The following is a 24,254-nucleotide window of genomic DNA, read 5'->3' as shown; positions in this document are numbered from 1 at the left end:
TAAACACCTTATGAATGCTCTAGCCCGCCGCGCCGCTGGCCTGTTGCTCGGCACGCTCTGCCTGCCGCTCGCGGCCTTCGCCGCCGATGTGCAACCCACCCACGAATTCATCCTCGACAATGGCCTGAAGGTGGTCGTGCGCGAAGACCATCGCGCCCCGGTGGTGGTCTCGCAAATCTGGTACAAGGTCGGCTCCAGCTACGAAACCCCGGGCCAGACCGGTTTGTCCCATGCGCTGGAACACATGATGTTCAAGGGCAGCGCCAAGGTCGGCCCCGGCGAAGCTTCGCGCATCCTGCGTGACCTGGGCGCCGAAGAAAACGCCTTCACCAGCGACGACTACACCGCCTATTACCAGGTACTGGCCCGCGACCGCCTGCCGGTCGCCCTGGAGCTGGAGGCCGACCGCCTGGCCAGCCTGCGCCTGCCGGCCGACGAGTTCAGCCGCGAAATCGAGGTAATCAAGGAAGAACGCCGCCTGCGCACCGACGATCAGCCCAACTCCAAGGCGTTCGAGCTGTTCCGCGCCATGGCCTACCCGGCCAGCGGCTACCACACGCCGACCATCGGCTGGATGGCGGACCTGGAGCGCATGAAGGTCGAAGAACTGCGCCACTGGTACGAGTCTTGGTACGCCCCCAACAATGCCACCCTGGTTGTGGTCGGCGATGTCACCGCCGACGAGGTCAAGGGCCTGGCGCAGAAGTACTTCGGCAGCATTCCAAAGCGCGCCGTACCGCCGGCCAAGCTGCCACTGGAGCTGGCCGAGCCTGGCCAGCGCCAGCTGACCCTGCACGTACGCACCCAGCTGCCCAGCCTGATCTATGGCTTCAATGTGCCCGGCCTGCCCACCGCCAAGGACCCGCGCACCGTGCATGCCCTGCGCCTGATCTCGGCACTGCTCGACGGAGGCTACAGCGCCCGTATGCCGGCACGCCTGGAGCGTGGCCAGGAGTTGGTGGCTGGCGCCTCGTCCAGCTACAACGCCTTCACCCGCGGCGACAGCCTGTTCCTGATCTCGGCCACGCCGAACGTGCAAAAGCAGAAAACCCTCGACGATGTGGAGAAAGGCATCTGGCAGTTGCTTGAAGAACTCAAGACCACCCCGCCCAGCGCCGAAGAGCTCGAACGCGTACGCGCCCAGGTCATTGCCGGCCTGGTCTACGACCGCGACTCCATCAGCAGCCAGGCCACCACCATCGGCCAGCTGGAAACCGTCGGCCTGTCCTGGAAACTGATCGACAGCGAGCTGGACGAGCTCAAGCGCGTCACCCCGCAGGACATCCAGGACGCCGCGCGCACCTACTTTACCCGCGAACGCCTGAGCGTTGCCCATGTACTGCCCGAGGAGTCCGCTCATGAGTGATCGTCGCGCACCGCGCCCAACCTTGCTGGCCACGGGCATCCGCGCCCTGGCGCTGGCGGCAGTGCTGGCCGCCCCGGCCATGGCCGACAACGCCGCCAAGGCGGACACCAGCGCCGCCCGCCCGGCCAACACCTTGCAGTCGCTGGCCGAGCTGGATGGCAAGGCACCCAGCCGGCGCCAGCTGAACATCCAGCACTGGAGCACCGCTGAGGGCGCCCGTGTGCTGTTCGTGGAAGCCCGCGAACTGCCGATGTTCGACCTGCGCGTCACCTTTGCCGCCGGCAGCAGCCAGGACGCCGGAACCCCCGGCGTAGCGGCGCTGACCAACGCCATGCTCAACGAGGGTGTGGCCGGCAAGGACGTCACCGCCATCGCCGAGGGTTTCGAAGGCCTGGGCGCAGACTTTGGCAACGGCTCCTACCGTGACATGGCCGTGGCATCGCTGCGCAGCCTCAGCATCAAGGACAAGCGCGAACCTGCGCTCAAGCTGTTCACCGAAGTGGCCGGCAAGCCGACCTTCCCCGAGGACGCCCTCAAGCGCATCAAGAACCAGATGCTGGCCGGCTTCGAATACGAGAAGCAGAACCCCGGCAAAATCGCGGGCAAAGCGCTGTTCGGCAACCTCTATGGCGACCACCCCTACGCCCACCCAAGCGATGGCACCGCAGAAACCATCAACGGCATTACCCTGGCACAACTGCGCGCCTTCCACGCCAAGGCTTATACCGGCGGCAACGCAGTAATCGCCCTGGTCGGCGACCTCAGCCGTGCCGAAGCCGAAGCCATTGCCGCCCAGGTTTCGGCGGGCCTGCCCAAGGGCCCGGCGCTTGCCGCGCCAGCCCAGCCCAGCGAAGCCAAGGCCGGCCTGACCCACATCGACTTCCCGTCCAAACAGACCCACCTCATGCTGGCTGAGCTTGGTATCGACCGCCAGGACCCGGATTGGCCAGCCTTGTCGCTGGGTAACCAGATCCTCGGTGGTGGCGCCTTCGGTACCCGGCTGATGAGTGAAGTGCGTGAAAAGCGTGGCCTGACCTACGGCGTGTACTCGGTGTTCAGCCCCATGCAGGTGCGCGGCCCGTTCATGATCAACCTGCAGACCCGTGCCGAGCTCAGTGAAGGCACGCTCAAGCTGGTACAGGATATTCTTGCCGACTACCTCAAGACAGGCCCCACCCAGCAAGAGCTGGACGATGCCAAGCGCGAACTGGCCGGCAGCTTCCCGCTGTCCAATGCCAGCAACGCCAGCATCGTCGGCCAGCTGGGCGCAATCGGCTTCTACAATCTGCCGCTGACCTGGCTGGAGGACTTCATGCAGCAGTCCCAGGCCCTCACCGTCGGGCAGGTCAAGGCGGCCATGAACAAACACCTGTCAGCCGATAAACTGGTGATCGTCACCGTAGGCCCGAAAGTGCCACAAAAACCGCTGCCAGCCCCCACTGACAAGCCCTCCGAGCAAGCGCTCGGGGTACCGGAGCACTAATGCCAAGATCCACCCCTCCCGCCCGCCCGCAATCGGGCCAAAGCAAGGGCCAGGGCCACCTGCGCATCATCGCCGGCGAGTGGCGTAGCCGCCGCCTGGCGGTACCGGAAGGCGAAGGCCTGCGGCCAACGCCTGACCGCGTGCGCGAAACCCTGTTCAACTGGCTGGCGCCACACATCGAGGGTGCCCGCGTTCTGGATGCCTTCACCGGCAGCGGTGCCCTGCTGCTCGAAGCCCTGTCTCGCGGCGCCAAGGATGCCGTGGCACTGGACAGCAACCCGGCGGCGATCGGCAACCTGAAGAACAACCTCGAGATCCTGCGTTGCCCCCGCGGGCAAATCCTGCAAACCGATGCCCTGCGCTACTTGCAAGGCCCGGCCAAGCAACAGTTCGACGTGGTGTTCCTCGACCCGCCGTTCCACCAGGACCTGCTGGCCAACACCTGCAACCTGCTGGAGCAGAACCAGTGGCTGGGCGAACAGGCGCTGATCTACACCGAAAGCGAAGCGGCGCCCTCAACACTGCCGATGCCCGCCAACTGGCGGCTGCACCGCGAGAAGAAAACCGGCCAGGTGTATTACGCGCTCTGGCAGCGAGGATGACCCGATAAACCGGGTTTGGCTTACTTAGTTACCGCACTGCCGCCGCCTGCGTGGCTGAAGCTGCTCCTTTGTTTCTTGAAGGAGCACTTCAACCATGACCGAACGCCCCTCCTCGCCCACACCGGCTAGCCGGATAAGTGCTTTTACCCTCGCCAATGGCTTGCGCGTCTTTCTGCGCGAAGACCACCGCGCCCCGCTGGTCAGCGCGCAGCTGTGGTATCACGTGGGTTCCAGCTACGAGCCCGAAGGCCATACCGGCCTTTCACATGCCCTTGAGCATTTGCTGTTCGAGGGCAGCAGCAAACTGGCTGGGGGGCAATACTCCTCCCTCATGACCCACTTGGGTGGTGAGGCAAATGCATTCACCCTCCCCGATGCCACAGCCTTTCCGCTCACGTTGCCAGCCAGCCGCCTGGAGATCGCCCTGGAAGCCATGGCCGATATCATGGCCAGCGCCACCCTCAGCGATGCACCTTTTGCCCGCGAACTGGCGGTTGTCATGGCTGAGCGACGCGAGGACGTCGATAACGACCCGTGGTCGCAGGCCCTGGAACATCACCTGCTGCTGGCCTATGACAACCGCGGCTATGGCACGCCCACGATCGGCTACAAGACTGACCTCGGCCACATGACACCTGCCGCGGCACGCACGTGGTACCGGACCTGGTACCACCCCAACAACGCGACACTGGCAGTGGCTGGCGACATTACATTGGCGCAACTGCAAACGCTGGTAACGCGACACTTTGCAGCGATCCCCGCTCATCGCCTGCCGGCCCGGCAAATACCTGTAGAGCCCTCCAGCCTGGTTCGGCGCGTTCAAACCTTGCGCCAGCACGGCCTGCACACGGGCGTGATCATCAGTTTCAACCTACCCAGTCAATGCACCGCCCGGTCTGACTCACAAGCGTATGCACTGCGTCTGCTGCCCCAGATTCTTGCCCAAGGCCAGGCCAGCATCCTCCAGCGCCTGCTCGTGCGCGAAGAAACGGTACTGCAAGGTGTGTGGTCGGACTATGAGCCCTGGCAACGAGGGGACAGCCTGCTGACGTTTTACGCGTTCTGCAGCCCGCAGGTTGCACCCCAGGCGGCGGCAGAACGGCTGCTGATGGAAGTCGAAGCGTTCCGCCAGTCAGCGCCCAGCAAAGAAGACCTCCAGCGCGCCAAGGCACGGCTTCTGGCCGAGCAATTATTCGACAGGGACGATATCGGCAAGCAGGCAGAAGCCATCGGCAAGCAGGCCGCCTGCGGCCTGGACCCTGTTGCACTGGAGGATGAACGGCGAGCCATCGAAGCCGTGACAGCCGAGCAGGTAGGCCTGGCCGCTTATGACTTCCTGACCGAATCCCGGACCACCATCACCTTTACGCATCACAAGGAAAGCGCTGATGAATGACTCGAATTCATACCCCGCTGCAGACAGCCCTGTTCATGGTGGTCTGGTGTCGGCCCTGGGGGTTGATCTGGACCTCTTCGAACCCATTGATACCCACGTGCAGGCGTGGACAACGGATAGCGGCACAGCCGTGAAGTTCGTCGAAGCCCGAGGGCTGCCAATAGTCGATATCGTGCTGCAATTCAGGGCCGGTACAACCCAGGACACCGTACTCCCCGGCCTGGCATCCCTGGCGTTCTACATGCTCGACGAGTGCAGCCAGCAGCACACCGCCACCCAGCAAGCAGAGCAACTGGAGCGCCTGGGCGCTGTCATGGAAAAGCAGATCCGCCTGGAGCACGCGACCCTGAGCCTGCGAAGCCTGAGCAACGAAGCACTGTTCGACCCGGCACTGGCGCTTTTCATCGACCTTGTGGCACGCCCTGCCTTTACCGCTGACGCGCTAGCCAAGATAAAAAGCCAACTGCTGCGGCACAATGCATCTCGCGAGCAAAACCCCCGCTTTAGGGCGCGTAGCGAAGCCTTTCGTCATATGTTCAGTGGTCATCCATATGGCAACCCATCGGGCAGCACTCAGCAAGGGATAGAACAGGTTACCCCGGAGGATCTGAGGCGCTTCCACCAGCGTGCCTACTGCGCCAGTAACTTGAACATCGTAGTAGTGGGGGACCTTTCCCTTGCACAGGCTCAGGCCGTTTCACAACAGATCAGTCAGGCGCTGCCCCAAGGCTGGTCCGCAATCGAGCTGGCGGCCGCTGCTCCAGCAACCGGCACCACGCTCAGCGTCGAACAGCCTGGCGCGAGCAGCGTCGTCCTGATTGCATTACCCGTGAGCGTGCCCGCCAATCATCCGCAATATCCGGCCCTGGTGTTGGCGAGTGAAGTATTGGGGTCGGGAATCGCGTCACGCTTGATGAATGAACTGCGGCTGCGCCGCGGGTTGACGTATGGCATCTACACACGGGTAAATGCCTGGAGCGCAGGCGGCCTGTTCAGCGCCGAATGGGATATCGCGCCAGAGTACGTCGAAGGCTCTCAAGTACTGGTTGAAACGTTGCTGCGCGAGTTCATCGAACAAGGGCCAACCCAGGCCGAGCTGCAAGTGGCGCGCAAGCAACTGGCAGGGCAACTGTTGCGCGATGTGGCACAGAACAAGCTGCTGGCAGCCTTGCTCACACAAATTACCCAACAACGCCAGCCCGCCGACTTTCTCGGCAGCTGCATCGAGCGCCTCGCCAGCCTGACACCGGCAGATGTCCGCGCCGTCATGCAGCGTCAGCTCGATTTGAGCCAGGCAGTACGCGTCAGTGTCGGCCCACCTACCGCGCAACAACCACTGCCGGCCACCGACCAATAGCGCAGGTACTGTGGCGCTTTTTCATGGCACTCTAGGCAAGCACATCATGAGTTGCCCAGCATGCCCAGCCCAAGCGCCACCTTCCGTCCGGCCATCGGCCTGTCCAATCCCCACCTGCAGACGCTGTGGGGCCCCTTGTGGCGCAAGCTGCCTGAGCTGCAGCGCAACCGCGAGCGCCTGTGGCTGGCCGACGGCGATTTCATCGATCTCGACTGGCATGGCCCACATCAGGCACAGGCGCCACTGGTGCTCGTGCTACATGGGCTGACGGGCTCGTCCCATTCACCCTACGTCAAAGGCTTGCAGCTAGCGCTGCAAAACCGCGGCTGGGCCAGCGTGGCGGTGAACTGGCGTGGTTGCTCAGGCGAACCCAACCTGCTGCCGCGCAGCTACCATTCCGGCGCCAGCGAAGACCTGGCCGAAATTGTCAGCCACCTGCGTGCCCAGCGCCCGTTGGCGCCGCTGTATGCGGTGGGTTACTCGCTGGGTGGCAATGTGCTGTTGAAATACCTGGGCGAGAGCGGCGTTGCCAGCCAGCTGGAGGCGGCAGTTGCCGTGTCGGTGCCCTTTCGCCTGGACCACTGTGCCGACCGTATCGGCCAAGGCTTTTCCAAGGTGTACCAGGCACATTTCATGCGCGAGATGCTGGCGTATGTTCAGCTCAAGCAACGGCACTTCCACGAGCAGGGCGAGCATGAACGGCTGGCGGCGCTGGAGCGCCTGGGGCAGCTGAGCAACCTGCGCACGTTCTGGGACTTTGACGGCAAAGTCACGGCACCCCTCAATGGCTTTCGCGATGTGCACGACTACTATCGCCGCTCATCGAGCCACTTCTTCCTCGGCCAGAACCGCACGCCGACGCTGATCATCCATTCCAGCGATGACCCGTTCGTGGCCGGCCAGAGCCTGCCTACGGCCCGTGAACTGGCACCCCAGACCCGCTTCGAACTGCACCGCCGCGGTGGCCATGTGGGGTTTGTCGATGGCAGCCTGCGCAACCCGGGGTACTACCTGGAGCGGCGGATTCCACAGTGGCTGGTAGACGGCCAGTGACTGAAGACCTGCCCGACACCCTGTGGGAGCGTACACCGCGAAGAATCCGGCGCGGAGGATGGCACCGGCTTCGCCGGTGTTCGCGGGTAAACCCGCTCCCACAAGAGCCAAGATAGCCTTGCAGAGCGCGCTTGCTTACTCGCCGGTGGCCACGGCATGCTGCGGGTTGTTGATCCACTCGCTCCACGACCCGGCGTACAGCTTGCCCAGCGGGTACCCCGCCAGTGCCATCGCAAACAGGTTATGGCAAGCCGTCACCCCAGACCCGCAGTAAGACACCAACTGCTCCGGTGCCCGCCCGGCCAGCTTTTCGGCAAAGCGCTGCTTGAGTTGATCCACAGGCAAGAAGCGCCCATCAGCCCCCAGGTTGTCGGTAAACGCCGCGCACTGGGCCCCGGGAATATGCCCCGCCACCGGGTCGATCGGCTCTACTTCACCGCGAAAACGCGGCAAGGCACGCGCATCGATCAAGGTCAGGTCAGTGCTGCCCAGGCGCTTGCCCAGGTGCTCGGCATCGATCAGCAACTTGGCATCGGGCTCACCACTGAAGGTGCCTTCGCGTTTGGACGGTGAGTCCAGGCTCAACGGCAAGTGCGCCGCATGCCAAGCCTTCAGGCCACCATCGAGGATCGCCACGCCGTTGCGCTTGCCAAGCCAGGCCAGCAGCCACCAGGCCCGGGCGGCAAAGGCGCCAGGGCCGTCGTCGTACAGCACCACCTCGCTGTCGTTGCCCAGGCCCCACTCGCGCAGGCGCTCCACCAGCCGGTGCGCATCGGGCAGTGGATGGCGCCCGGTGCGCCCCTTGCTCACCGGCCCGCTGAGGTCGCGGTCCAGGTCGGCAAAATGCGCCCCGGCAATATGCCCCTGGGCATAGCTGCGTTGGCCATAGTCCACATCCTCGAGGGCAAAGCGACAGTCGAGGATCACCAACTTGGGCGAGCCCAGACGCTCGGCCAACTGCTGCGGGGTGATCAATTGCGCAAGGGGCATGACAATCTCCTGATCGATGGCACTAGGGCCCTGGGTCAATGTTCCAGAGCCTGGTTGAACGGTACATGGAATTCCTGGCACAGGGCGTCCACAGCACTGCGCGCACGGTCGGTGACGTAGCCGAGTTCCAGCACCAGTACCTGGTAGACGCCCCGCTTGAAGGCTTCTTCACCCAAGTGCGCGGAATGTTCACGCGTAGTGCTGAGGAAACGGACCCAGGACGTCAGCACGATCCAGGCATTGATGGTCAGCGATTCGATCTGCGCCGGCGCCATGGTCAGGATGCCCGCCTCGACAAAGCCGCGGTAGATCGCCTGGCCCTGGCGCAGGCAGCGCTCGGAAAAACGCCGGTAACGGGCGGCCAGCTCCGCGTCGCTGTCCAGCAGGTGCTCCAGGTCGCGGTGCAGGAAGCGGTAGTTCCACATCGCCGCCAGCAAGGCCTTGAGGTAGAAGCGCTTGTCCTCCACGGTTGCCTGGCGGCCTTGCGGCGGGCGCAGGAAGCTGTCTACCAGTTCTTCATACTGGCTGAACAACAGGGCAATGATCGCCTGCTTGTTGGGGAAGTGGTAATACAGGTTGCCGGGCGAGATTTCCATGTGCGCGGCAATGTGGTTGGTACTGACACTGCGTTCGCCCTGCTGGTTGAACAGCTCCAGGCTGTTCTGCACGATGCGCTCTCGGGTCTTCATGCGCGGGGCCATGCTCAGCTCCCAGTCTGCGGGCTTTCATCAAAGGGTCATCTTACGGCGTATTACAGGTGGAATGCACCGTTCGGCGGCGCGGAAAAATTCGCACCATCGTCCCGATTAGAGTATAGGCTCTAGACATTTCCTGCCCGGATCAAACGCCGCCATGAACGCGCCCAGTGCCTTGACCCCTGTGCAATCCGACCTCGACCTTGCGGCGATGTTCGCTGCCCAGCGCCAGGCCTTCGCCGGCAACCCCCTGCCGCCTGCGGCCCAGCGACTGCAATGGCTGAGAACCCTGCGCGAAGCCTTGCTGGCCAACCAGGCTGGGTTGATCGAGGCCATCAGCGAGGATTTTTCCGGGCGCAGCGCCGACGAGACCCTGCTGGCCGAGCTGCTGCCCTCGGTACAGGGCCTGCGCCACGCCGAAAGGCACCTGCATCGCTGGATGCGCGCCAGCCGGCGACGGGTCGGTCTGGCCTTCCAGCCGGCCAGCGCGCAGGTGCGTTATCAGCCGCTGGGGGTGGTGGGCATCATCGTGCCGTGGAACTACCCGCTGTTTCTCGCCATCGGCCCGCTGACCTGCGCCCTGGCCGCCGGCAACCGGGTCATGCTCAAGCTCAGCGAAGCCACGCCCGCCAGTGCCCAGGCCTTGAAACAACTCTTGGAGCAGGTATTTCCCTCCGATCTGGTCAGCGTGGTGCTGGGTGAGGTAGCGGTGGGCCAGGCCTTCGCCCGCTTGCCCTTCGACCACCTGCTGTTCACCGGCGCCACCAGCGTGGGCCGGCAGGTCATGCTGGCGGCGGCGCAGAACCTGACCCCGGTTACCCTGGAGCTGGGCGGCAAGTCACCGGCCATCGTGTCGGCCGACGTGCCACTGGACAGCGCCGCCGAGCGCATCGCCTTCGGCAAGACCCTCAACGCCGGGCAAACCTGCGTCGCCCCCGACTATGTGCTGGTGCCGCGCGAACGGCTGGCGGCCTTCAGCGACGCCTACCAGCGCGCCGTGCGCCGCCTGTACCCGCGCATTGCCGACAACCCCGACTACACCGCCATCATCAACCCCCGCCAGCTGCAGCGCTTGCAGCACCTGCTGGACGATGCCCACAACAAAGGTGCGCAGGTGCTTGACCTGTACCCAGGCGAAACCCGCCAGGGCCGGCGCCTGCCACCGCACCTGCTGCTGGACGTGAACGACAGCATGCAGGTGATGCAAGACGAAATCTTCGGCCCGCTGCTGCCGCTGGTGCCCTATGACAGCCTCGACCAGGCGCTGGCCTACATCAACCAGCGCCCGCGCCCGCTGGCGCTGTACTACTTCGGTTATGACCGGGCGGGCCAAGAGCATGTGCTGCGCCACACCCACTCCGGCGGGGTATGCCTGAACGACACCCTGCTGCATGTCGCCCAGGACGACCTCCCCTTCGGCGGCATCGGCCCTTCGGGCATGGGCCACTACCATGGCCACGACGGTTTTCTGACCTTCAGCAAGGCCAAGGCCGTACTTGCCAAGCAACGTTTCAACGCCGCACGGCGGATCTACCCGCCTTATGGCAAAGCCTTGCAGCGCTTGGTCTACAAGCTGTTCATCCGCTGAGCGCCGGCCAGTGCACCGCCGCGACCTGCTGCGTTTCAGCCTTGGCGCCAGCGCCTTTCTGGCGGGCGCCAGCCTGGTTGGCTGCAGCGCACAAACAGCGGCGTCGGGCTATCAGGTACTGCGCGACGACGACCTGCCGCTGCTGCGGGCGCTGATCCCGGTGGTACTGGCCGGTACGCAGGCCTCCGAGCACTTGGTGCTGCACAGCCTCGACCACAAGCTGGCGGCGTTGTCGCCGGAAATGCTCAAGCTCACCCGGCAATTGTTCGACGTGCTCAGCCTGCCACTCACCCGTGGCCCCCTGACCGGTGTCTGGGGCGCCTGGGCACAGGCCAGCCCTGCGCAAGTCACGGCCTTCCTGCAGCGTTGGCAGGACAGTTCGCTGAACCTGCTGCGCATGGGCCACGCCTCGTTGCTGCAGTTGCTGCAGATGGCCTGGTACGAACGCCCCGAGTCCTGGGCCGCCTGCGGCTACCCCGGGCCACCAACAATCTGAAAACAACAAGAGCATCGCCAATGCCTGTCCCCGACCCGTTTCGCCAAGGCCTCGAACGCGGCTGGATCACCCATGACGCTTCGCGTCTGGCGCAGGACCTTGCCCTGGAGGCCGACGTTGCCGTGATCGGCAGCGGTGCTGGCGGTGCCACCAGCGCGCAGATGCTCAGCGCCGCAGGCTTCAAGGTGCTGCTGATCGAAGAAGGCCCGCTCAAGACCAGCAACGATTTCCACCTGCTGGAGAGCGAAGCCTACGCCAGCCTGTATCAGGAGGGCTTGGGGCGCATGAGCAAGGATGGCGCCATCACCATCCTGCAGGGCCGCGCCGTGGGCGGCACTACGCTGGTGAACTGGACCTCGAGCTTTCGCACCCCTCCCCAGACCCTGGTGCACTGGGCTTCAGCCCACGGCGTGACTGGGCTGGGTGAGGATGAGCTGCGGCCCTGGTTCGAACGCATGGAGCAGGAACTGGGCATTACCCCCTGGGCCCTGCCGCCGAATGCCAACAACGACGTGCTACGCCGGGGCTGTGAGCAGTTGGGCTACCGCTGGGCGGTGATACCGCGCAACGTGCGCGGCTGCTGGAACCTGGGCTACTGCGGCATGGGCTGCCCGGTGAATGCCAAACAATCGATGCTGGTGACGCGCATTCCCGCCACCCTCGAACAAGGCGGCGAACTGCTGTACCTGGCCCGGGCCGAGCGCTTCACGCACAACGGCGAGCGCATCCAGGGCCTGACCTGCCAGGCCCTGGATGCCCAAGGCGTACATCCCACCGGCAGGCAGGTCAGCGTACGCGCACGCCATTACCTCCTGGCTGGCGGCGGCATCAACAGCCCGGCCCTGCTGTTGCGCTCCGCCGCGCCCGACCCACATGGCCGCCTGGGCAAACGCACGTTCCTGCACTTGGTGAACTTCAGCGCAGCACGTTTCACAGACCGTATCGACCCCTACTACGGCGCCCCGCAGTCCATCTACAGCGACCACTTCCAGTGGCAAGGCGGCACAGATGGCCCGGTCGGCTACAAACTGGAAGTGCCACCGCTGCACCCTGCGCTGGCGAGCACCCTGCTGGGTGGGCACGGCCACGAAAATGCCAGGCGCATGGCCGAGCTGCCGCACACCCATGTGATGCTCGCGCTGCTGCGCGACGGTTTCCACCCCGAGAGCCAGGGTGGCGCCGTGGAGCTGCGTGGCGACGGTTCACCGGTGCTCGATTACCCGGTCACCGACTACCTGCGCGACGGCTTGCGTCGCGCCTACCGCAGCATGGCGCAGATCCAGTTCGCGGCCGGGGCCATGCAGGTGACCCCCGTGCACAGCGACGCCAGCGCTGCTTCCAGCCTGGAACAGGCGCTGGGCATGATCGACGCCTTGCGCCTGGAGCCCTTCAGGGCGCGCCTGGGCAGCGCTCATGTGATGGGTGGCTGTGCGTTGGGCGAAGACCCGCGTCAGGCCGTGTGCGACAGCCTGGGCCGCCATCACCAGCTGGAAAACCTGTCGGTGCACGACGGCTCGCTGTTCCCCACCAGCATCGGCGCCAACCCGCAACTGTCGGTGTATGCCATCAGCGCCAGGCTCACCGAAGCCCTGATTGGCCGCCTGGCACACAGCGCATGACAACGAATACGGCGCCTGTCTATAGTGCCATCAGCTGGCCGCATGACTTGGCCGGGCGCAATCGCTGCGCTACCATCCGACTCCCCAACGCACTCCAGCCAGGATGACGCGATGAACCGAGTGTTGTACCCGGGTACTTTCGACCCCATTACCAAAGGCCATGGAGACCTGGTCGAGCGCGCCTCGCGCTTGTTCGACCACGTGATCATCGCGGTGGCGGCCAGCCCGAAGAAAAACCCCCTGTTCCCCCTGGAGCAGCGGGTGGCGCTAGCCCGTGAGGTCACCAAGCACCTGCCCAATGTCGAAGTCATCGGCTTCTCCTCCCTGTTGGCGCATTTCGCCAAGGAACAGGGCGCCAACGTCTTCCTGCGTGGCCTGCGTGCGGTGTCCGACTTCGAGTACGAGTTCCAGCTGGCGAACATGAACCGGCAACTGGCCCCCGATGTCGAGAGCCTGTTCCTGACGCCGTCGGAACGTTATTCGTTCATTTCCTCGACTTTGGTCCGGGAAATCGCCGCTCTGGGCGGTGATATCAGCAAATTCGTCCACCCGGTGGTGGCCGACGCGCTGACTGAACGCTTCAAGAAATAAGCCCGATCGCCTGATTATCGCGCCCGCGTGCACTGCGGGCGCGAATGCGGCACAATTGTGCCCACTGCGTTGAACATGCCCGGGCCATGAGCCCCGGCCGGAGTCCCCATGTCCCTGATCATCACCGACGATTGCATCAACTGCGACGTCTGCGAACCCGAGTGCCCGAACGAGGCCATCTCCCAAGGCGAAGAGATCTACGTGATCGACCCTAACCTGTGCACCCAGTGCGTGGGCCACTACGACGAGCCGCAGTGCCAACAGGTCTGCCCGGTCGACTGCATCCCGCTGGATGAGGCGCACCCGGAGTCCGAAGAACAGCTGATGGCCAAGTACCGCCGCATTACCGGCAAGGCCTGATCGGCGCCTGGCAAGGGCTTCGCCCTTGTTCGCGGGTAAACCCGCTCCCACAGGTAACTCACTGGCCTACAGGCCTGCACCGTACCTGTGGGAGCGGGTTTACCCGCGAATTGGGCCGCAAAGCGGCCCCCAGCCTTACCGCTGGCAGCGCGGGCAATACACGCTCGCCCTTTGCCCCAGCTTCACCTCGCGCAACTCCGTGCCGCACACCTTGCACGGCTGCCCGCCTCGCCCGTAGACGAACAATTCCTGCTGGAAGTACCCCGGCTGCCCATCGCCACCGATGAAGTCGCGCAGGGTGGTACCACCGCGCTCGATCGCCGCCGCCAGCACCCGCTTGATCTCGATTGCCAGCTTCAGGTAGCGCGCCCGTGAAATTCCGCCCGCCTCGCGCCGTGGGTCGATGCCTGCGGCAAACAGCGCTTCGGTGGCGTAGATGTTGCCCACCCCCACCACCACCGCGTTGTCCATGATGAACGGCTTGACCGCCATCGACCGCCCACGGGACAGCTGGAACAGCCGCTCACCGTCAAACAGGTCCGTCAGCGGCTCAGGCCCGAGGCGCAGCAGCAGCTCGTGGTTCAGCGGGTCCAGGCTCCACAGCATGGCACCAAAGCGGCGCGGGTCGGTGTAGCGCAGCATCAGCCCCGACTCCAGCTCGATGTCGACATGTTCATGCCTGGCCGCAGGCAAACCCAGCTCGACCAGCCGCAAGTTGCCCGACATGCCCAGGTGGCTGATCAGCGTACCGACCTCGGCATTGATCAACAGGTACTTGGCGCGCCGCTCGACACTGACAATGCGCTGCCCCGACAGGCGCACATCCAGGTCCTCCGGGATCGGCCAGCGCAAGCGCCGGTCGCGCACCACCACGCGGCTGACGCGCTGGCCTTCGAGGTGGGGCGCAATACCGCGCCGGGTGGTTTCTACTTCTGGCAATTCCGGCATGTGTCAGTGCCCGCTCAGCTCGCGAATGTTCTGCTTGAGGTTTTCGAAATCGTATTCCGACAAGCCTATGTAATCGAGCACCAGCGGGCCGACCACGTTCCATTCGTGGTCCACCGCCTGGTTGCCCAGCACCCGGTAGGACGCGCAGATGTGCTCGGCCATCTTCAGCACCGCCAGCAGGTTTTTCAGCTGGCTCTGGGTATTGCGCGCGCTCTCGTCACGGAACACGGCCAGGGCGTTGTGGTGGTTGGCGATGGCTGCCGTGAGGTGCTCGGGCAGGCGCCAGGACTTGGCGGTGAAATAGCCGACCACCGAATGGTTGGTGTTGAACACGCGGTTTTCGGTGTCGACCACGCGCGTCTCTTCGTCGGCCTGGGCATAGGCCTGCACCAGCACATCCATGTAGTCCGGGAAGCGCTTGAGCATCAGCGGCACCCCACAGTCATGGAACAGGCCCAGGGTGTAAGCCTCGTCTGCGGCCTGGACACCGGTGCGTTTGGCCAGGGTCAGGCAGGTCATCGCCACATCCTGGGCGGTATCCCAGAAGCGGTTGAGGGTAACGATGGTCTCGTCGCTCATCTCGCCCTTGATCGACTGGGCGTTGATCAGGTTGATGATCGAACGGCTGCCCAGCAAATTTACTGCGCGCTGGATCGAGCCGATCTTGTTGGACAGGCCGAAGTGCGGGGAGTTGACCAGCTTGAGCAAGGCGCCCGAGAGGCCCGGGTCCTGGGAAATCAGCTTGGCGATGGTTTCCAGGTCCGGGTCAGGCATGTACTGCTCGAACTGCAGGTCGACCATGATCTGCGGTTGCGGCGGAATGGTGATGCCTTGCAAGGCTTGCTGGATCTGTTCGGCGCTGAGTTCTTGGGACATACGTGCACACTCGTTTAGGACCGGCGATTTTAACCCTCTCTGCGCTCGCCGTGACAGGTGCAGCGCTTGGGAAATCGAGCGCCGCCAGCGCGGCGCTCGTTCTCCCAGGCGCTGCACCTCTAAAGGCGAAAGCACCGCAGACACGTTATACTCCCGCTCTTTTTTCCGGAGCGACGTCATGTCCCTGCCCAGCCTTCGCCTCAAAGCCAATGCCGACCGCCGCCTGCGCGCCGGCCACCTGTGGGTCTACAGCAACGAAGTCGACGTCACCGCGACCCCGCTGCAAGGCTTCCAGGCCGGCCAGCAGGCCGTTCTCGAGGCAGCCAACGGCAAGCCGCTGGGCATCGTCGCACTCAGCCCGAACAACCTGATCTGCGCCCGCCTGCTGTCGCGCGACATCAAGCTGCCGCTGGACAAGTCGCTGCTGGTACACCGCCTGAACGTCGCCCTGTCGCTGCGCGAGCGCCTGTTCGACAAGCCGTGCTATCGCCTGGTCTACGGCGATTCCGACCTGCTGCCGGGCCTGGTGGTCGACCGCTTCTTCGACATCCTCGTGGTGCAGCTGGCCTCGGCCACCATGGAAGCGCACAAGGACGATGTGATCGCTGCCCTGGTGCAGGTGCTCAAGCCTGGCGGCATCTTGTTCAAGAACGACTCCGCCGCGCGTGACGCCGAAGGCCTGCAGCGCTATGTCGAGACCGTATACGGCGAAGTGCCCGACTGGGTGGCGCTGGAAGAGAACGGCGTCAAGTTCGAAGCCCCGGTGCGTGAAGGCCAGAAGACCGGCTGGTTCTACGACCACCGCATGAACCGCGCGCGCCTGGCGCCGTACGTGAAGGGCAAGCGTGTACTCGACCTGTTCAGCTACATCGGTGGCTGGGGCGTGCAAGCCGGCGCGTTCGGCGCCAGCGAAGTATTCTGCGTCGATGCCTCGGGCTTTGCCCTGGATGGCGTGGAGCGTAACGCTGCCCTGAACGGCATCAGCGAGAAGCTGACCTGCATCGAAGGCGACGTGTTCGAAGCCCTGCGCGAGCTCAAGGCTGCAGAAGAACGCTTCGACGTGATCATTGCCGACCCACCCGCCTTCATCAAGCGCAAGAAAGACCTGAAAAACGGCGAAGCGGCCTACCGCCGCCTGAACGAACAGGCCATGCGCATGCTGAACAAGGATGGCATCCTGGTCAGCGCCTCGTGCTCGATGCACCTGCCCGAGGACGATCTTAACAACATCCTGCTGACCAGCGCCCGCCACCTGGACCGCAACATGCAGCTGCTCGAGCGCGGCGGCCAGGGCCCGGACCACCCGGTACACCCGGCCATCGCCGAGACCCGCTACATCAAGAGCATCACCTGCCGCTTGCTGCCAAACAGCTGAAATCTGCTGCAAAGGGCCGCCTGGCGGCCCTTTCCTGCTGCAATCTCCCCGCCAACCATCCACATCTGCATTCCCTCACCGCGCCAGCGGTGTAGAATCGGCCTATTCATCGCCAGTCATCCCCGGCGGGTTTATGAGCTCTGGCCAAGCACGCGGCGATCCCGTGGTGTCTTCGGCCCCATCCGTGCCAGTGGCAACAGGCCTGCGGCACAAAGGACAAGAGAAGCTCACTCCCCTTTATGTGACCTGATTAAGCCGCCAGGAGTGTTTCATGCCTGATTATCGTTCCAAGACTTCCACCCATGGCCGCAACATGGCCGGCGCCCGTGCCCTGTGGCGCGCAACCGGGATGAAGGACGAAGATTTCAAGAAACCGATCATCGCCATCGCCAACTCGTTCACCCAGTTCGTCCCGGGCCATGTGCACCTGAAGGACCTGGGCCAGCTGGTTGCCCGCGAGATCGAGCGCGCCGGTGGCGTGGCCAAGGAATTCAACACCATCGCGGTCGATGACGGCATCGCCATGGGCCACGACGGCATGCTGTACTCGCTGCCAAGCCGCGAGATCATCGCCGACGCCGTGGAATACATGGTCAACGCCCACTGCGCCGACGCCATCGTGTGCATCTCCAACTGCGACAAGATCACCCCCGGCATGCTGATGGCCGCCCTGCGCCTGAACATCCCGGTGATCTTCGTTTCCGGCGGCCCGATGGAAGCCGGCAAGACCAAGCTGGCCAGCCACGGCCTGGACCTGGTCGACGCCATGGTCATCGCCGCCGATTCCACGGCTTCCGACGAAAAAGTCGCCGAATACGAGCGCAGCGCCTGCCCGACCTGCGGTTCGTGCTCCGGCATGTTCACCGCCAACTCGATGAACTGCCTGACCGAGGCCCTGGGCCTGGCCCTGCCTGGCAACGGCTCGACCCTGGCCACCCACGCCGACCGCGAGCAGCTGTTCCTCACCGCCGGCCGCACCATCGTCGAGCTGTGCAAGCGCTACTACGGCGACAACGATCAGTCGGTACTGCCGCGCAACATTGCCAACTTCAAGGCGTTCGAAAACGCCATGATGCTCGACATCGCCATGGGCGGCTCGACCAACACCATCCTGCACCTGCTGGCCGCAGCCCAGGAAGGCGAAGTCGCGTTCGACCTGCGTGACATCGACCGCCTGTCGCGCAAAGTGCCGCAGCTGTGCAAAGTGGCGCCGAACATCCAGAAGTACCACATGGAAGACGTGCACCGCGCCGGCGGCATCTTCAGCATCCTCGGTTCGCTGGCCCGTGGCGGCCTGCTGCACACCGACCTGCCGACCGTGCACAGCGCCAGCATGGAAGAAGCCATCGCCAAATGGGACATCACCCAGACCGATGACGAAGCCGTGCACACCTTCTTCAAAGCCGGCCCTGCCGGTATCCCGACCCAGACTGCGTTCAGCCAGTCGACCCGTTGGGAAACCCTCGACGACGACCGCGAAAACGGCTGCATCCGCAGCTTCGAGCATGCCTACTCGCAAGAAGGCGGCCTGGCCGTGCTGTACGGCAACATCGCCCTCGACGGTTGCGTGGTGAAAACCGCCGGTGTTGACGAATCGATCCACGTGTTCGAAGGCAATGCCAAGATCTTCGAGAGCCAGGACAGCGCCGTGCGCGGCATCCTCGCCGACGAAGTGAAGGCCGGCGACATCGTAATCATCCGCTACGAAGGCCCGAAAGGCGGCCCGGGCATGCAGGAAATGCTGTACCCGACCTCGTACCTGAAGTCCAAAGGCCTGGGCAAGGCTTGCGCCCTGCTCACCGACGGCCGCTTCTCGGGCGGTACCTCGGGCCTGTCGATCGGCCACGCCTCGCCGGAAGCGGCTGCCGGCGGCGCCATCGGCCTGGTGCGCGACGGCGACAAGGTATTGATCGACATCCCTAACCGTTCGATCAACCTGCTGGTCAGCGACGAAGAGCTGGCCGAGCGCCGCATCGAGCAGGACAAGAAGGGGTGGAAACCCGCTGAAGTACGCCCACGCAAAGTGACCACCGCGCTGAAGGCCTACGCCCTGCTGGCGACCAGTGCTGACAAGGGTGCGGTGCGCAACAAGGCGATGCTGGAAGGCTTGTAGGAAGCCTCTGAAAAAGACCCACCGGCGCCCTGTGCGCCGGTTTTTTTTGTCAGTCGCGCACATACTTCTGGCCACTATGAAAACCAGAGGCAGTGGCTGTTATGAACTGGGCAGGCTCGCTCTACATGCTGACCTTGGGGTGCTTTTTTCTGCTCACGCCTCTGGCCCAAGGCCAGGAGCGTAAAAGCACTGGAACCGTTTCCTTCAGTGGTTCGATCATCACCCCTGGCTGCCGCTCGGCCTGGAGTGCCGAGCATGAGCGCGTACAGGCCAGAGAATGCCCTGATGCCCTGGATTCCAAAGTCAGCACGCCCCACGTAGAGGCCGTGAACGTCTTCTCTAGAGCGTCGCTCAGTGTGGTGCACGAATATACTGCGGCAGGTTCGGAATTCGCGCTCCTCGATAGCGAGGGTAACCCTGTTTCAACAGGCAGCTACAGGATTACTTTGCACGTACCTTAGGTCGAATATTCCATAAAGTAATAACTAAATACCATTTAGGTATAAATACATGCAATTTCACGCTGTTAGCATTTCTGTTCGAAATCGCACACAGAGGCGATGACTCATTTTCTGATTTTCGGAGCTTCAATGAACCTGCCGCTGTCACTTAACCTGCTGGCGTTCCTGGCCCTGTTGCTGGGCCTGGCACAAACCCGCCGCACCGACTGGAGCCTGGCCAAGAAGGTACTGCTGGGCCTGGTGCTGGGCGTAGTCTTCGGCTTGGCCCTGCACACGATCTACGGCGCTGGCCACCCCGTGCTCAAGGCCACCATCGCCTGGCTCGACCTGGTCGGCAACGGCTATGTCGGCTTGTTGCAGATGATTGTCATGCCGCTGATCTTCGCCTCGATCCTCAGTGCCGTGGCGCGCCTGCACAATGCCTCGTCGCTGGGCCGCATCAGCGTGCTGAGCATCGGCACCCTGCTGCTGACCACCGCCATTGCCGCGCTGATCGGCATCGTGCTGACCAACCTGTTCGGCCTGAGTGCAGAAGGCCTGGTGGCCGGTGTGCAGGAAAGCGCCCGCATGCAGGTTATCCACAGCGACTACGCCGGCAAGGTCGCCGACCTCAACATCCCGCAGCTGCTGCTGTCGTTCATCCCCAGCAACCCGGTGGGTGACCTGGCGCGGGCCAAGCCGACGTCGATCATCAGCGTGGTGATCTTCGCCGTGTTCGTCGGCCTGGCCGCGCTGCAGCTGATCAAGGACGATGCCGAGAAAGGTGAGCGCGCCCTGTCGGCCATCGACACCCTGCAAGCCTGGGTGATGCGCCTGGTGCGGGTGGTAATGAAACTGACCCCGTATGGCGTGCTGGCGTTGATGACCAAGGTGGTTGCCAGCTCGAACATGGAAGACATCCTCAAGCTGGGCAGCTTCGTGGTGGTGTCGTACCTGGGCCTGGGGCTGATGTTCGTGGTGCATGCCCTCATCCTGGCGGCGACCGGTGTGAGTCCGCTGCGCTTCTTCCGCAAGGTGTGGCCGGTGCTGACCTTCGCCTTCACCAGCCGCTCCAGCGCTGCCAGCATTCCGCTGAACATCGAAGCACAAACCCGCCGCCTGGGTGTGCCGCAGTCGATTGCCAGCTTCAGCGCATCATTCGGCACCACCATTGGCCAGAATGGCTGCGCTGGCCTCTATCCCGCCATGCTGGCGGTGATGGTGGCACCGGCGGTGGGCATCGATACCTTCGACCCGCTGTGGATCGCTACCCTGGTGGCCATCGTCACGCTGAGTTCTGCAGGGGTTGCCGGCGTGGGTGGCGGGGCCACTTTTGCCGCACTGATCGTGCTACCAGCAATGGGCTTGCCGGTGGAGCTGGTGGCGTTGCTGATTTCGGTGGAGCCGCTGATCGACATGGGGCGTACGGCGCTGAACGTGAACGGTTCGATGACTGCGGGCGTGGTGACCAGCCAGCTGTTGAAAGAGACCGACAAGGACGTGCTGGCGGGCGATGAGCATGCCGAATTGAGCCACTCCTGACCGATCGCAGGGGGCGCTTCGCGCCCCCGACAATCTCAAACCTTGTCCCAAACCTCGAAGTGATAAGCAGGCTTGCCTTCCTCAGCCTGTGCCTCACTCGACTCCAGCTTCCAATGCGCCTCATCAAACGCAGGGAACCAGGCATCGCCTTCCGGCGCCATTTCTACCCGCGTCAGGTACATCCGGCTGACCAGCCCTTGCTCCAGCGCCTGCCGATACAACTGCGCCCCGCCAATCAGCATCAGCTCTTCAACGCCTTGCTCGCGCGCCCACTGCTCGGCCCGCACCAGCGCTTCTTCAAGCGATGCAAATACCTCCGCACCTGTCAGTTCAAGGCCCCGCTGGCGGCTGACGACGATATTCAACCGCCCAGGCAGCGGCCGCCCCAGCGAGTCCCAGGTCTTGCGCCCCATGATGATCGGCTTGCCCAGGGTGGTGGCCTTGAAGTACTTGAAGTCCCCCGGCAAATGCCAGGGCATGGAATTGTCGATGCCGATCACGCGGTTCTCGGCGTACGCCGCGATCAGGCTGAGGGGGAGTGATGTATTCATGCCAGCGAGGATAGCACCGGGCGTGTGGGTTATGCTTCTGCCCTGACCTGTGCAATGGAAGACCATGTGACTGAACCGACTCCACTGGACAAGCGCTGGCTCACCGAAGCGGTACGCCTGCGCGAGGAACACGCCGGCCCCCTGGAAGATCAGGAAGCCAACCGTCGCGCCCGCCAATTGGGCGGCGACCTGGCGGCCCGCATCGAAACCCGTGCACTGTTCCTGGCCGAACGCGATGGCATGAGCACCGCCCTGCGCCACTGGAAGCAAGGCGCGCGCCTGGCGCTACTGGCCTTGCTGCTGATGGCCGTGCTCAGCGGCGCGGGCTTGGCCCTGGCCGCCCTGGGCGACGGGCAGCGGCCGGTGAACGTGTTCTGGGCCCTGGGCAGCCTGCTCGGGCTGAACCTGCTGATGCTGCTGGGCTGGGCCATCGGTTTTGCCGTAAGCGGCGAGCATGGCGCAGGGCTGGGCCGCTTGTGGCTATGGCTGAGTGAACGCTTTGCCCGCGATGCCAAGGCCGCACACCTGGCACCTGCGCTGCTGGTGCTGCTGCAACGCCAACGCCTGAACCGCTGGCTGCTCGGCCTGCTGGTGCATGGCCTGTGGCTGCTGGCCATGCTCACCGCCCTGGGCATGCTGCTAGCCTTGCTGGCGACCCGGCGCTATGGCTTTGTCTGGGAAACCACGCTGCTTGCCGCCGACCCGTTCATCCACCTGACCCAAGCCCTGGGCGCCCTGCCTTCGCTGCTGGGCTTTGCCGTGCCTGACGAAGCCATGATCCGCGCCAGCGGCGACACCTTGCCGGCCCTGGAGCAAGCCCGACAGGCCTGGGCCAGCTGGTTGCTGGGGGTGGTGCTGGTGTATGGCCTGTTACCACGCCTGGTACTGGCTGCATTGTGCCTGTGGCGCTGGCGCCAGGGCCGCGAGCGCCTGGCACTGGACTTGAGCCTGCCCGGCTACGCGCAACTGCGTGATGCACTGATGCCGCGCAGCGAACGCATCGGCGTGCAGGATGCCGCACCCGAGGCCCTGCCACAGTTTGCCGCCGGCCAGCTGGAAAGCGGCAGCAGCGGTGCCCTGCTGGTGGGCCTGGAACTGGACGACCAGCGCCCCTGGCCGCCCGCCCTGCCGAGAAGCGTGATCGATGCTGGCGTGCTCGACAGCCGCGAATCGCGCAACCGGCTGCTCGAACAACTCAGCCGCTTCCCCCCGGCACGCCTGGCCATCGCCTGCGACCCCCGGCGCTCGCCCGACCGCGGCAGCCTGGCGTTGCTCGCCGAACTGGCGCGCAATGCCGGCGCAACCCGTATCTGGCTACTGCAGTCGGCACCCGGGCAGGCTGTTGATGCCCAGCGCCTGGGCGATTGGCACGAAGCCCTTGACCGCCTTGGCCTGCAGCACGCCGACACCTCACCATTGACCTGGCTGGAGCATGGCCATGACTGAGCCACTGAAACTGGCCGTGGTCGGCCATACCAACGTCGGCAAGACCTCGCTGCTGCGCACGCTGACCCGCGACGTAGGCTTTGGCGAAGTGTCCCACCGCCCCAGCACCACGCGCCATGTAGAAGGTGCGCGCTTGTCGGTGGACGGCCAACCCTTGCTGGAGCTGTACGACACCCCGGGCCTGGAGGATGCCATCGCGTTGCTCGACTACCTCGAACGCCTGGAACGCCCGGGCGAGCGCCTGGACGGCCCGGCCCGCCTGGAGCGCTTTCTGCAGGGCAGCGAAGCGCGCCAGCGTTTCGAGCAGGAGGCCAAGGTGCTGCGCCAGTTGCTGGCCAGCAATGCCGGCCTGTACGTGATCGACGCGCGCGAGCCGGTGCTGGCCAAGTATCGCGATGAACTGGAAGTGCTGGCCAGCTGCGGCAAGCCGTTGCTGCCGGTGCTCAACTTCGTCGCCAGCCACCAGCACCGCGAGCCGCAATGGCGTGAAGCCCTTGCCCGGCTTGGGCTTCACGCGTTGGTGCGGTTCGACAGCGTGGCCCCGCCCGAAGATGGCGAGCGCCGCTTGTATGAAAGCTTGGCCCTGCTGCTGGAGGATGCTCGCCCGGCCCTGCAGCGGCTGATCGACGACCAGCAGGCACAGCGCCTGGCCCGCCAGCACAGTGGCAAGCGGCTGATTGCCGAGTTGCTGCTGGACTGCGCCGCCTGCCGGCGTAGCGTCGAGGCCGAGCCAGCGGCCGAAGCCAAGGCCATAGAGGCGCTGCGCCAGGACATACGCCAACGTGAACAGCGTTGCGTCGAAGCCCTGCTCAAGCTGTATGCCTTCCGCCGCGAGGATGCCCATGCCAGCGACCTGCCGTTGCTCGATGGCCGCTGGGGCGATGACCTGTTCAATCCTGAAACCCTGAAGCTGCTGGGCGTGCGCCTGGGCAGCGGCGTGGCGGCCGGCGCTGCAGCCGGGGCCGGGGTCGATCTGCTGGTCGGCGGGCTTACCCTCGGCGCGGCAGCGCTGGCCGGGGCGATTGCCGGCGGTGCGCTGCAGACGGCGCGTAACTATGGCTCACGGTTGATAGGCAAGCTCAAGGGCAAACGCGAGCTGACCGTGGACGACACGGTATTGCGCCTGCTGGCGTTGCGTCAGCAGCAGTTGATGGTGGCGCTGGATAACCGCGGGCATGCGGCGCAAGACAGCATCAGGCTGGGTGAGCTGGATGAGAAGGCCTGGCGCGAGGGCAAGTTGCCAGAGGCACTGGTGAAGGCGCGGGCGCACCCACAGTGGTCCACCCTCAACCCAGGGGCGAAGCTGAATCAGGCTGAGCGGCAGGAACAGCTGGAGGCACTGGTTTCACAATTTTGAGTCAGCAGGC

The 24,254-nt window shown here is 64.4% G+C and carries 21 protein-coding genes; 16 read left to right on the top strand and 5 right to left on the bottom strand.

Annotation, left to right across the window (positions count from 1 at the left end; genetic code table 11):
* Nucleotides 1-10 precede the first annotated feature (10 nt).
* The 6 genes from E8E78_RS24445 to E8E78_RS24420 all read left to right on the top strand — a co-directional run bounded on the left by E8E78_RS24445 (nucleotide 11) and on the right by E8E78_RS24420 (nucleotide 7,257).
* Complete coding sequence (locus E8E78_RS24445) at nucleotides 11-1,366, top strand: pitrilysin family protein (RefSeq protein ID WP_049276522.1); 1,356 nt, start codon at nucleotides 11-13, stop codon at nucleotides 1,364-1,366.
* Nucleotides 1,359-2,849: a pitrilysin family protein gene (locus E8E78_RS24440; protein WP_280314844.1), complete on the top strand. Its 1,491-nt coding sequence runs from the start codon at nucleotides 1,359-1,361 to the stop codon at nucleotides 2,847-2,849. The genes E8E78_RS24445 and E8E78_RS24440 overlap by 8 nt, the downstream gene beginning before the upstream one ends.
* On the top strand, nucleotides 2,849-3,451 hold the full coding sequence (gene rsmD, locus E8E78_RS24435) for a 16S rRNA (guanine(966)-N(2))-methyltransferase RsmD (RefSeq protein WP_061204009.1): 603 nt from the start codon (nucleotides 2,849-2,851) through the stop codon (nucleotides 3,449-3,451). The genes E8E78_RS24440 and rsmD overlap by 1 nt, the downstream gene beginning before the upstream one ends.
* A 94-nt stretch (nucleotides 3,452-3,545) precedes the next feature.
* Nucleotides 3,546-4,847: a pitrilysin family protein gene (locus E8E78_RS24430; protein WP_059394479.1), complete on the top strand. Its 1,302-nt coding sequence runs from the start codon at nucleotides 3,546-3,548 to the stop codon at nucleotides 4,845-4,847.
* Nucleotides 4,840-6,204, top strand: a complete 1,365-nt coding sequence (locus E8E78_RS24425) for a pitrilysin family protein (protein ID WP_280337145.1) — start codon at nucleotides 4,840-4,842, stop codon at nucleotides 6,202-6,204. The genes E8E78_RS24430 and E8E78_RS24425 overlap by 8 nt, the downstream gene beginning before the upstream one ends.
* 60 nt (nucleotides 6,205-6,264) lie before the next feature.
* Nucleotides 6,265-7,257 carry a hydrolase gene (locus E8E78_RS24420; RefSeq protein ID WP_061204011.1) on the top strand — a complete coding sequence of 331 codons (993 nt, stop codon included), beginning with the start codon at nucleotides 6,265-6,267 and terminating at the stop codon, nucleotides 7,255-7,257.
* A gap of 135 nt (nucleotides 7,258-7,392) precedes the next feature.
* On the opposite strand, the gene E8E78_RS24415 is transcribed toward E8E78_RS24420, so the two are convergent.
* Both E8E78_RS24415 and E8E78_RS24410 read right to left on the bottom strand, forming a co-directional pair.
* A complete protein-coding gene (locus E8E78_RS24415) occupies nucleotides 7,393-8,247 on the bottom strand; it encodes a sulfurtransferase (protein WP_280314850.1) in 855 nt (284 codons plus the stop codon).
* A 35-nt stretch (nucleotides 8,248-8,282) separates the two neighbouring features.
* The gene (locus tag E8E78_RS24410; RefSeq protein ID WP_016502079.1) at nucleotides 8,283-8,948 is read right to left on the bottom strand and encodes a TetR/AcrR family transcriptional regulator; all 666 of its coding nucleotides are present in this window, start codon (nucleotides 8,946-8,948) and stop codon (nucleotides 8,283-8,285) included.
* A 151-nt stretch (nucleotides 8,949-9,099) separates the two neighbouring features.
* Here E8E78_RS24410 and E8E78_RS24405 point away from each other — a divergent pair, with 151 nt between their 5' ends.
* From E8E78_RS24405 to E8E78_RS24385, 5 genes are all read left to right on the top strand, one after another.
* Complete coding sequence (locus tag E8E78_RS24405; protein ID WP_280314852.1) at nucleotides 9,100-10,530, top strand: coniferyl aldehyde dehydrogenase; 1,431 nt, start codon at nucleotides 9,100-9,102, stop codon at nucleotides 10,528-10,530.
* Between the two features lie 10 nt (nucleotides 10,531-10,540).
* Nucleotides 10,541-11,026, top strand: a complete 486-nt coding sequence (locus tag E8E78_RS24400; protein WP_049276513.1) for a hypothetical protein — start codon at nucleotides 10,541-10,543, stop codon at nucleotides 11,024-11,026.
* Between the two features lie 20 nt (nucleotides 11,027-11,046).
* Nucleotides 11,047-12,645 carry a GMC family oxidoreductase gene (locus E8E78_RS24395; RefSeq protein ID WP_059394483.1) on the top strand — a complete coding sequence of 533 codons (1,599 nt, stop codon included), beginning with the start codon at nucleotides 11,047-11,049 and terminating at the stop codon, nucleotides 12,643-12,645.
* A 111-nt stretch (nucleotides 12,646-12,756) separates the two neighbouring features.
* Entirely contained in the window at nucleotides 12,757-13,236 is a 480-nt protein-coding gene (gene coaD / locus E8E78_RS24390) for a pantetheine-phosphate adenylyltransferase (RefSeq protein WP_016502083.1), read from the top strand.
* A 108-nt stretch (nucleotides 13,237-13,344) separates the two neighbouring features.
* Nucleotides 13,345-13,596, top strand: coding sequence for a YfhL family 4Fe-4S dicluster ferredoxin (locus E8E78_RS24385; protein ID WP_019473229.1), 252 nt, complete (start codon nucleotides 13,345-13,347; stop codon nucleotides 13,594-13,596).
* A gap of 135 nt (nucleotides 13,597-13,731) precedes the next feature.
* Here the strand turns inward: E8E78_RS24385 and mutM are convergent, their stop codons facing one another.
* Nucleotides 13,732-14,544 carry a bifunctional DNA-formamidopyrimidine glycosylase/DNA-(apurinic or apyrimidinic site) lyase gene (mutM, locus tag E8E78_RS24380; RefSeq protein WP_049276511.1) on the bottom strand — a complete coding sequence of 271 codons (813 nt, stop codon included), beginning with the start codon at nucleotides 14,542-14,544 and terminating at the stop codon, nucleotides 13,732-13,734.
* Between the two features lie 3 nt (nucleotides 14,545-14,547).
* Entirely contained in the window at nucleotides 14,548-15,366 is an 819-nt protein-coding gene (locus tag E8E78_RS24375; RefSeq protein ID WP_169725196.1) for an HDOD domain-containing protein, read from the bottom strand.
* A 232-nt stretch (nucleotides 15,367-15,598) separates the two neighbouring features.
* On the opposite strand from E8E78_RS24375, the gene E8E78_RS24370 reads away from it, so the two are divergent.
* The 3 genes from E8E78_RS24370 (at nucleotide 15,599) to E8E78_RS24360 (ending at nucleotide 20,890) form a co-directional block, all read left to right on the top strand.
* Entirely contained in the window at nucleotides 15,599-16,795 is a 1,197-nt protein-coding gene (locus E8E78_RS24370) for a class I SAM-dependent rRNA methyltransferase (RefSeq protein ID WP_016502087.1), read from the top strand.
* 271 nt (nucleotides 16,796-17,066) lie between these two features.
* Nucleotides 17,067-18,908 carry a dihydroxy-acid dehydratase gene (ilvD, locus tag E8E78_RS24365; protein WP_016502088.1) on the top strand — a complete coding sequence of 614 codons (1,842 nt, stop codon included), beginning with the start codon at nucleotides 17,067-17,069 and terminating at the stop codon, nucleotides 18,906-18,908.
* Between the two features lie 590 nt (nucleotides 18,909-19,498).
* On the top strand, nucleotides 19,499-20,890 hold the full coding sequence (locus E8E78_RS24360; protein ID WP_059394485.1) for an L-cystine transporter: 1,392 nt from the start codon (nucleotides 19,499-19,501) through the stop codon (nucleotides 20,888-20,890).
* 35 nt (nucleotides 20,891-20,925) lie between these two features.
* On the opposite strand, the gene E8E78_RS24355 is transcribed toward E8E78_RS24360, so the two are convergent.
* Nucleotides 20,926-21,441, bottom strand: coding sequence for a dihydrofolate reductase (locus tag E8E78_RS24355; RefSeq protein ID WP_049276507.1), 516 nt, complete (start codon nucleotides 21,439-21,441; stop codon nucleotides 20,926-20,928).
* A gap of 54 nt (nucleotides 21,442-21,495) precedes the next feature.
* On the opposite strand from E8E78_RS24355, the gene E8E78_RS24350 reads away from it, so the two are divergent.
* Nucleotides 21,496-22,887: a DUF2868 domain-containing protein gene (locus tag E8E78_RS24350; RefSeq protein WP_084738499.1), complete on the top strand. Its 1,392-nt coding sequence runs from the start codon at nucleotides 21,496-21,498 to the stop codon at nucleotides 22,885-22,887.
* Nucleotides 22,880-24,244: a GTPase/DUF3482 domain-containing protein gene (locus E8E78_RS24345; RefSeq protein ID WP_049276505.1), complete on the top strand. Its 1,365-nt coding sequence runs from the start codon at nucleotides 22,880-22,882 to the stop codon at nucleotides 24,242-24,244. The genes E8E78_RS24350 and E8E78_RS24345 overlap by 8 nt, the downstream gene beginning before the upstream one ends.
* The last annotated feature ends 10 nt before the right edge of the window (nucleotides 24,245-24,254 follow it).

The organism is Pseudomonas sp. BN505, assembly GCF_029873175.1.
GTDB classification, from domain to species: Bacteria; Pseudomonadota; Gammaproteobacteria; order Pseudomonadales; family Pseudomonadaceae; genus Aquipseudomonas; species Aquipseudomonas putida.
This window is presented reverse-complemented; position numbering and strand designations above follow the sequence as displayed.

Bases quoted from the DNA above. Each gene is read 5' to 3' on its own strand.
- rsmD (WP_061204009.1), top strand. From the start codon at position 2,849: ATGCCAAGATCCACCCCTCCCGCCCGCCCGCAATCGGGCCAAAGCAAG.
- E8E78_RS24350 (WP_084738499.1), top strand. From the start codon at position 21,496: ATGGAAGACCATGTGACTGAACCGACTCCACTGGACAAGCGCTGGCTC.
- E8E78_RS24445 (WP_049276522.1), top strand. From the start codon at position 11: ATGAATGCTCTAGCCCGCCGCGCCGCTGGCCTGTTGCTCGGCACGCTC.
- E8E78_RS24440 (WP_280314844.1), top strand. From the start codon at position 1,359: ATGAGTGATCGTCGCGCACCGCGCCCAACCTTGCTGGCCACGGGCATC.
- E8E78_RS24360 (WP_059394485.1), top strand. From the start codon at position 19,499: ATGAACCTGCCGCTGTCACTTAACCTGCTGGCGTTCCTGGCCCTGTTG.
- E8E78_RS24385 (WP_019473229.1), top strand. From the start codon at position 13,345: ATGTCCCTGATCATCACCGACGATTGCATCAACTGCGACGTCTGCGAA.
- E8E78_RS24370 (WP_016502087.1), top strand. From the start codon at position 15,599: ATGTCCCTGCCCAGCCTTCGCCTCAAAGCCAATGCCGACCGCCGCCTG.
- E8E78_RS24410 (WP_016502079.1), bottom strand. From the start codon at position 8,948: ATGGCCCCGCGCATGAAGACCCGAGAGCGCATCGTGCAGAACAGCCTG.
- E8E78_RS24395 (WP_059394483.1), top strand. From the start codon at position 11,047: ATGCCTGTCCCCGACCCGTTTCGCCAAGGCCTCGAACGCGGCTGGATC.
- E8E78_RS24345 (WP_049276505.1), top strand. From the start codon at position 22,880: ATGACTGAGCCACTGAAACTGGCCGTGGTCGGCCATACCAACGTCGGC.
- E8E78_RS24355 (WP_049276507.1), bottom strand. From the start codon at position 21,441: ATGAATACATCACTCCCCCTCAGCCTGATCGCGGCGTACGCCGAGAAC.
- E8E78_RS24425 (WP_280337145.1), top strand. From the start codon at position 4,840: ATGAATGACTCGAATTCATACCCCGCTGCAGACAGCCCTGTTCATGGT.
- E8E78_RS24405 (WP_280314852.1), top strand. From the start codon at position 9,100: ATGAACGCGCCCAGTGCCTTGACCCCTGTGCAATCCGACCTCGACCTT.
- coaD (WP_016502083.1), top strand. From the start codon at position 12,757: ATGAACCGAGTGTTGTACCCGGGTACTTTCGACCCCATTACCAAAGGC.
- ilvD (WP_016502088.1), top strand. From the start codon at position 17,067: ATGCCTGATTATCGTTCCAAGACTTCCACCCATGGCCGCAACATGGCC.
- E8E78_RS24420 (WP_061204011.1), top strand. From the start codon at position 6,265: ATGCCCAGCCCAAGCGCCACCTTCCGTCCGGCCATCGGCCTGTCCAAT.
- mutM (WP_049276511.1), bottom strand. From the start codon at position 14,544: ATGCCGGAATTGCCAGAAGTAGAAACCACCCGGCGCGGTATTGCGCCC.
- E8E78_RS24415 (WP_280314850.1), bottom strand. From the start codon at position 8,247: ATGCCCCTTGCGCAATTGATCACCCCGCAGCAGTTGGCCGAGCGTCTG.
- E8E78_RS24430 (WP_059394479.1), top strand. From the start codon at position 3,546: ATGACCGAACGCCCCTCCTCGCCCACACCGGCTAGCCGGATAAGTGCT.